The 7,947-nt window shown below is 61.5% G+C and carries 6 protein-coding genes; all 6 read left to right on the forward strand.

From position 1 onward, the window contains the following. Positions 1-841: MFS transporter (locus GSQ79_RS29565; protein ID WP_246725329.1), on the forward strand; the 841-nt coding region annotated here is incomplete at its 5' end. Then, positions 842-2,365, forward strand: a complete 1,524-nt coding sequence (locus tag GSQ79_RS14170; protein WP_246725330.1) for an efflux transporter outer membrane subunit — start codon at positions 842-844, stop codon at positions 2,363-2,365. An 851-nt stretch (positions 2,366-3,216) separates the two neighbouring features. Further along, on the forward strand, positions 3,217-4,920 hold the full coding sequence (gene kaiC / locus GSQ79_RS14175; RefSeq protein WP_158809350.1) for a circadian clock protein KaiC: 1,704 nt from the start codon (positions 3,217-3,219) through the stop codon (positions 4,918-4,920). After that, complete coding sequence (gene kaiB, locus GSQ79_RS14180) at positions 4,917-5,243, forward strand: circadian clock protein KaiB (protein ID WP_158809351.1); 327 nt, start codon at positions 4,917-4,919, stop codon at positions 5,241-5,243. The genes kaiC and kaiB overlap by 4 nt, the downstream gene beginning before the upstream one ends. Positions 5,244-5,275: 32 nt before the next feature. Beyond that, positions 5,276-5,563 (forward strand): circadian clock KaiB family protein, encoded by a 288-nt coding sequence (locus tag GSQ79_RS14185; RefSeq protein ID WP_246725331.1) that lies wholly within the window; start codon positions 5,276-5,278, stop codon positions 5,561-5,563. Next, entirely contained in the window at positions 5,560-7,638 is a 2,079-nt protein-coding gene (locus GSQ79_RS14190) for an ATP-binding protein (RefSeq protein WP_158809353.1), read from the forward strand. The genes GSQ79_RS14185 and GSQ79_RS14190 overlap by 4 nt, the downstream gene beginning before the upstream one ends. Positions 7,639-7,947: the final 309 nt, after the last annotated feature.

Below are 7,947 nucleotides of genomic sequence, written 5' to 3' on the forward strand. Positions count from 1 at the left end.
GCTGTCTTTCATCGGTATCGCCGGCGCCATCGGCTGGCTGCTGACAGCGAAGAAGCCGATCATCGATCTCGATGTCTTCAAGGACAAGAATTTCTCGATGGGGTGCATCCTGATGGGTGCGATGGGCGGCGTTCTCTACGCTAGCGCCGTGATCATTCCACAGCTTGCGCAGCAGGTCTTGGGATACACGGCGACGCTCTCAGGCTACATTCTCTCGCCCGGCGGTGTCGTGGTCATAGTCCTGATACCGTTCGTCGGGCAACTCATGAAGGTCATCCAAACGCGCATCATCGTCGCCTTCGGCTTCTTTTCGATGGGCTGCGCTTTGCTCTATTCTTGCGGTCTTGTACCTGACATCGACTTCAAGACCCTGGTCCTGATGCGTAGTACGCAGTCGGCGTCTCTGGCCTTCCTCTTCGTGCCGATCTCGACGATCGCTTATCTGACGCTGCCACAAAGCCTGCGCAGCGACGGTGCGGCGTTGTTCTCGATGTTCCGGAATGTAGCGGGCGCAGTTGGGATCTCGGCGTCGACGGCGCTGGTCACTCAACGCTCACAGGCCAACCAGCAGACGTTGTCGCAGTGGATGACGCCGTTCCATCAACCGTACAACACGCTCGTGGCTCAGACCGAAGCCGGCCTGCGCACGATCGGGCATGGCGGCGCTAATCTGCACGACGTCGCGGTCGGCCAAGTTTATCAGACATATATAAAACAGTCCCAGATTTTAGCCTATTCCAACGTGTTCTTCTATTTCGCGATCCTGGCTTTTTGTGTAGTCCCGTTCTGTTTCCTCATATCCGCCAAGAAGGCGACAGGTGGCGGCGGTGGCGGACACTGAATGATGAAAATACCCACGATCATCCTGTCGACGACCGCGATCGCGCTGGCGCTCGCCGGTTGCAACAGCGTCGGGCCTGAGTTCGCCGCGCCAACTCCGCTGCTGCCGCAGACGTCGTTTCTCGACACCGGCAAACGCGTCGCGCTGCCCGTGTCTGTCACCGGGGCGACATCCAGCGCCCCGAGCGATGCGGAATGGTGGCGCATCTTTCGCGATCCGATCCTCACCGCACTCGAGGACCGCGTCGCCAACCAGAACCTCGACGTGCGCACCGCGACGTTGCGGCTTGCCGAAAGCCGCGCGCAGCGCAGCGTCACCGCGGCCGCCGAGTTGCCGACCCTCAACGGCACCGGCCAGTATCAACGCCAGCAGCTCAGCCAGAATTCCTATCTCAGCCTGCTTCCGGCGGCATTGACCGGCGGCGCCGGCACGTCGAGCTTCGCGCAGCCGATCAGCAATTACTCCGTCGGTTTCGACGCCTCCTGGGAGCTCGATCTCTGGGGTCATGTGCGCCGCCAGGTCGAGGCGGCGGACGCCAACATCGATGCCTCTGCCGAGCAGCGCCGCGACGTGCTGGTGTCCTCGCTCGCCGAGGTCGCGCGTGACTACGTCCAGCTGCGCGGCACCCAGGCGCTAATCCGCATCGCCAAGGACAATCTGCAGGTCGACAACGAGATTCTCGGCGTTACCAAGGTGCGTCAGGAAAAGGGGTTGGTCACCGGTCTCGACACCGAAAGCGCCGCGGCGCAGGTCGCGTCGATCGAAGCGCAACTGCCGCAGCTGCAACAGCAAGAAATCCAGCAGGTCAACGCCATCAGCCTGCTGCTCGACGAGCCGCCGCTCGGCTTGAGCTCCGAACTGATGCCGGCGAAGAGCGTCCCGCCGAACCCGCCGAAAGTGCCGATCGGCGTGCCGTCGGAACTGGCGCGGCGGCGTCCGGACATCCGCATGGCGGAGGCGCAGCTGCATGCGGCTACCGCCGACATCGGCGTGGCGGTGGCGGAGTTCTATCCGACCGTCCGCCTCAACGGCACGCCGACCCTGCAGGCGCTCGATGCCAAGAACATCTTTCGCGGCTCGTCGCTGCAATATGTGATCGGGCCGAGCGTCACCGTGCCGATCTTCGAAGGCGGGCGGTTGAAGTCGACGCTGGTGCTGCGCGAACACCAGCAGCAGGAAGCGGCGATCGCCTACCATAAGACCGTGCTGCAGGCCTGGCACGATGTGGTCAATGCGATGACCTCCTATCGCACTGAGCAGGACCGACGTGTCCGCCTCAGAGATCAGGTCGAGCACGCCCGCGCCGCGCTGGTGCTTGCGCGCTCGCGCTATTCCCAGGGCGTTGCCGAATTCACCACCGTGCTCGACGACGCGCGCACCGTGCTGCAGGCCGAACAGCAGCTGGCGCAAAGCACCGCCAACGTGTCGACCGATCTCGTCGCGCTCTACAAGGCACTCGGTGGTGGTTGGGAGCTCACCTATCCCGATGCCAATGCGACGCCGATGTTTGTCGCAAACCAATGACATGGAGCGCTCAATCATAAAGCTAGCGGCTATTGTGGACAAATCTTCGACCGAGCCCGGCGAAGGGATGGATCTTTTGGAACTGACCGCAGCCTGACGTTGCGCGGTCCGAACAAGGAAATCATCATGCGTTTGGTTGGATATCAGACACGCTTTCCGATCTCTAACCTCCTGAATGGCGCTCCGACGGGGACGATAGCGCGGCAGCTTAATCATTGGCTTATCGCATCAACGACAGCTAAAACGGCGGCATAAAAGTCTTTAATCTTTGGCGCCACTGGCATGGTCGGTTAGGGCGTTTTGCGCGAGAGCCTGCTGGGCGGGCGGGTCACTACAGTAGTTTCAGTTGTACGCTGGCATTTGCGGAAGGTGAATCCTAAGCTTTCGGAGATCGTCCTTCCCTAGATGCAGCAGTTTGAGAGCTAGGCGGCATCGCTCGCTGCTTAATGCCTGTTTCTTTTTAAGTCGGCGTTTCGTCTGTCGGCATGTCCGAAATTGAATTTACCCGCGTGACCTGCGGTCTGATACTAGCGATCGCACCGTGTTGGCGAAGTTCAACACAGAGATGACATTCATCTGTTTGACGGGTCCGGAACCGAAGCCTCAGAAACGTATTTACGACGTACCGACAGACGGATACGGGTTGCCGACCTTTGAAGAAACTCGTCACGTTCCGCTTCGACCCCAACCTGCTGGCTCAGGCTAGGAAAGCCGCGAAGCAGGAAAACCGTACGCTTACGAACTTCGTAGAGACCGTCTTAAAAGCGGCCGTGGAGCGGGCGGAAGAACAAGCGATAGGCGCAACGTCGACTGACGATCCTAGACACGTGCATTAAGACCGGAGTTACCGATTGACTGAGCTTGAGGCCGCCAGGGCCCATGGGAAGCCGGCACTGGAAAAAGCGCCTACTGGGATCGAAGGTCTCGATGCCGTCACCGGCGGTGGCCTGCCCAAAGGCCGTCCGGCGCTTCTGTGCGGCTCGGCAGGATGCGGCAAGACCCTGATCGCCATGACGTCCCTTGTGAACGGAGCCGTCCAGTTCGGCGAGGCGGGCGTGTTGATGAGCTTCGAGGAACGCTCCGAGGACCTGGCGGCCAACGTCGCCTCTCTTGGCTATGACCTCGACGCTCTGATCGCCGGCCAAAAACTTGTCATCGACCACGTTCGCATCGAACCCTCCGAGATCGAGGTCAGCGGCGAGTTCGACTTGGAACCCTTGTTCGTGCGACTCGGCTACGCCATCGACCAGGTTGGCGCCAAACGTGTGGTGCTCGACACAATCGAAGCGCTGTTTTCCGGCTTCAAGGACCAAGCCGGCCTTCGCGCGGAACTTCGCCGGCTCTTCGGCTGGCTGAAGGATCGTGGCGTCACCGCCGTGATCACCGGCGAGCGAGGCGAAGGCCAGCTCACCCGCTACGGCATCGAAGAATACGTCTCCGACTGCGTAATCCTGTTGGACAACCGGGTCCACGATCAGGTCACGACCCGGCGCCTTCGGATCGTCAAATATAGGGGTTCCTCCCACGGGACTAACGAATACCCGTTCCTGATCGATGATCGTGGCGTTAGCGTCATGCCGATCACCTCGGCGGGCCTGCAACATAAGATATCGTCCGACATCGTGCCGACCGGCGTGGTGGACCTCGACGCCATGTTCTCGCAAGGCGGGTTCTACCGCGGATCCAGCGTCCTGCTTTCGGGGCTAGCAGGCACGGGGAAGTCGACCTTTAGCGCTTGCTTCGCCAACGCGGCATGCAATCGCGGCGAACGCTGCCTTTATTTCGCATTTGAGGAATCGCCCGACCAAATCGTGCGTAACATGCGCTCTGCTGGCATCGATCTGCAAAAGCACGTTGAAAGCGGCCTTCTTGTCTTCGAGTCGGCGAGACCGAGCCTCTACGGCCTCGAAATGCACCTGACACGGATGCATCGGGACATCGTCGAGTTCGGTCCGTCGGCGATCGTGGTCGATCCCATTTCGGCCTTCCGCGGCGTGCAGTCCGAGATCCACGGCACGCTTCTGAGATTGGCCGACGTCTGCAAAGAACGAGGCATCACGGCCTTCTTCACGAGCCTGTCCTTGGCGAGCGATCACGCTAGCGAGGCCGATCGCGGGGTGTCGTCCCTGATGGACACATGGATTTCGCTGATCGAAGTCGAGTCTAGCGGCGAACGCAACCGCGTGATGTCCGTGTTGAAGGCGCGCGGCATGAGCCACTCCAATCAAATGCGCGAATACCTCCTGACCGGATCAGGGATACAGCTCATCGCGCCGTATGTGGGGCCGGAGGGGGTGCTGACGGGAGCTGCTCGTCAGGCGCAGGAAGCCCGAGAGAAAAGCGAAGCGCTAGAGCGTAGATATTCAAACGATCGGCGAGCCCGTGAACTCGACCGCCGCCGTGCATCGCTGGAACGTCAGATCGCCGAGCTTAGGGCTGGCCTTGAAGCCGAAGAGAAAGAGTTCGAAATGCTGAACCGTCAAGAGGTCGACCATGGGAACGTTCTCATCGCCGACCGGGCAGCGATGGCGGTCAAACGCGGTGCGGCCGAATGAGCGACGTCGAAGTCACGTCCGACCCTGCAAAGCCTGGCCACTACAACCTCCGCCTCTACGTTGCAGGCCAAACGCCGAAGTCACTGGCTGCGATCTCGAACCTCAAATCGATCTGCGAGGAGCACCTGGCCGGCATGTACACGATTGAGGTCATCGACATCCTAACGAGTCCGCAGCTTGCCGCCGGCGACCAGATCCTCGCGGTGCCAACCCTGGTGCGGCGGCTGCCGCCGCCGATCAAACGCATCATCGGCAACCTGTCCGACACGGAGCGTGTGCTTGTGGGTCTGGACATCCGGCCGGGCGAGCCACCTGCCTCATGATCTGTTCTGAGCCCCCAATGCCAGAGCTCTATGTGCTGCGCCTGTTCGTCGCCGGTACCACGACACGTTCTCATAACGCGATCACCAACGTCCGTCGGATCTGCGACTACCATCTGGCGGGCCGTTTCGATCTCGAAGTAATCGACGTCTACACCCATCCGGAAGACACGCGCGAATTCCAGATCGTCGCTACCCCGACGCTCGTCAAGGTGGCGCCTCCGCCGCTACGCCGGATCGTCGGCGACCTTTCGAACCTTGACCGGGTCCTCGACGGACTGAGCCTCGGCTCATCCGGGGGGAACGCGAAGGCCTCTTCATGAGCGGGCGGGGAGACATTCTGGCGGCCTCAGAAGCCCGCATCCGGGAGCTCGAGGCCGCGTTGCAGGAGGCGAACGAGACCCTGGACGCCATTCGCAATGGCGACGTCGACGCGGTCATTGTGGGCGGGCCGCAGGGGCATGTCGTCTACACCCTCGAGAACGCCGACCGGCCCTATCGCGTGCTTGTCGAACAGATGCGCGAGGGCGCGGTCACAATGAACGGCCAGGGGACCGTCCTCTATTGCAACCAGAGCTTCGCGGAACTGGTCGGCCGCCGGTCGGAGGACATCATTGGTGATCCGATCGTCGACTACGTCGAGGAGACGGCCGATCTCGCCGCCATGCTGACCCAATCAGGTCCCGAGGGCGTGTCGGCGGAGATGTCCCTGCGTCTGGCCTCCGGTGGGGTCGCCCAAGCAAACCTGTCCGTCGTTAACATGGTGGTGGAGGCTGGCGAGGCGAGCATGCTCTGCATGATCGTCACCGACCTTCGGGCGAACTACGAGCGGGCGCGTGAGGTCGCCCAGGCCAATCTGCGGCTTGGGTCGGAAATCGTCGAGCGAATGCGTGTCGAGCAAAGCCTGGCGATCGCCTTGGACGCCGCTGACATGGGAAGCTGGGATCTCGACATCGCTGCCGACACGTCGGTCCGATCTCATCGTCATGACGCGATCTTCGGCTACGCGGAGCTGCGGACGTCCTGGGGCCTCGAGGACACGGCGAAGCACTTCCTGCCAGAGGACCGCCAAGCCTTCGTTGACGCGATAACTCTCGCGCAGACCACAGGCAGACTTGATGTCGAACGCCGAATCCTGCGGGCGAGCGATGGCGCGGTCCGTTGGGTCCAGGTGAAGGGCCGCACATTCTTCCGCGACGGCCATCCGGAACGGATCGTGGGCATCATAGTCGACAATACCGAGCGTCGGTTGTTGGACGAGGCCCTGCGTCAGGGCCAGAAGATGGAAGCCATCGGGCAATTGACCGGCGGCATCGCGCACGACTTTAACAACCTTCTCATGATCATCGGTGGCAGCCTGGAATCGTTGTCGCGGCGGGTGCAACTCGACGACAGGGTGCAGCGGCTTCTCGACGCCGCCCGGCTCGGCGTGGAACGCGGCGCCCGTCTGAACGAGCAGCTCCTCGCTTTCGCGCGGCGCCAGGACATGCGGCAGGACGCCGTCTGCGTCACGGATCTCCTGCCGACTTTCGAGACCTTGCTCGACCGCGCGATCGGCGAGGCGGTGAGGGTCTCAGTCCACCGGACGCCGAACCTGTGGTATTGCCAGACTGATCCGAACCAACTCGAGATCGCCATTTTGAACCTTGCGATCAACGCGCGCGACGCGATGAACGAGCGCGGCGAATTGGTGCTTTCGACCGGAAACGTCAAGATCACACATCAGCAAGCCGAGCCTCACGAAGCGGGTGCGGGCGACTACGTCAAGGTCTCGATTAGCGACAATGGTCCGGGCATGGCGCCGGAGATCGCGGCCAGGGTGTTCGAGCCCTTCTTCACGACCAAGGCCGTTGGCAAAGGCACGGGCCTAGGCCTAAGCCAGGTCTATGGCTTCGCGCGGCAGTCGGGTGGCTTCGTGGAGCTCGACAGCACGCCGGGGGCCGGAACGACTGTCTCGATCTTCCTGCCTCGGACCGAAGCGCCATTGACTTCCGCCGTCGCCGATACTTTTGAGCAGGCTTCGAAGTATACCGAGGGTCTGGCGCTGCTTGTAGAGGACGATACCGACGTCCGCGTCGCCACCCGCTCAATGCTGGAAGAGTTGGGGTACCGCGTTATTGAGGCAGAGTCCGCAGACACCGCGTTGGAGCTGATCGAAGGCGGGTGCCAAGCCGATTTCGTGTTCAGCGACGTCATCATGGGGATAGGCATGACAGGCATCGAGATGGCGCGCTCCCTAAAGAGCAGCCATCCGGAACTGCCGGTGCTCTTAACGTCTGGCTACACCGCTCAACGTCTGGTCCCAAAAGCGATGAACGACGACCTACCGCTGCTGCGCAAGCCGTACACGCTGACCCAGCTTGCCGAAGCGCTCGCAAAGCTGCGACCGACGAAATAGGGTCACAAACGAGCGTACTCAAAGTTGGACCTTCCACGCCAATCGTGGGGGGCTGGCCTGCCAATATCGTTTACGTGATCCGTTTTGCACGCAACCGTAACAGATCGTCCGCATTTCAGGGACGATGGTGCTCGTCGGGCGCCGATGCGGTTTAGCAGAAGTGAGATCATAATATGGACAGACGCTTATTTTTCGCAGCGCTTGGCGGCGGTCTGGTCTTCACGACCTCGGCACTTCGGGCGCAAGACGCCGTATTCGTCCGGCGTGGGCCGTCTTGCGCGGGTGGCATTTACGGTAGCGCATAGTGAG

It is taken from the genome of Beijerinckia sp. L45 (assembly GCF_009765775.1).
Lineage (GTDB): Bacteria > Pseudomonadota > Alphaproteobacteria > Rhizobiales > Beijerinckiaceae > RH-AL1.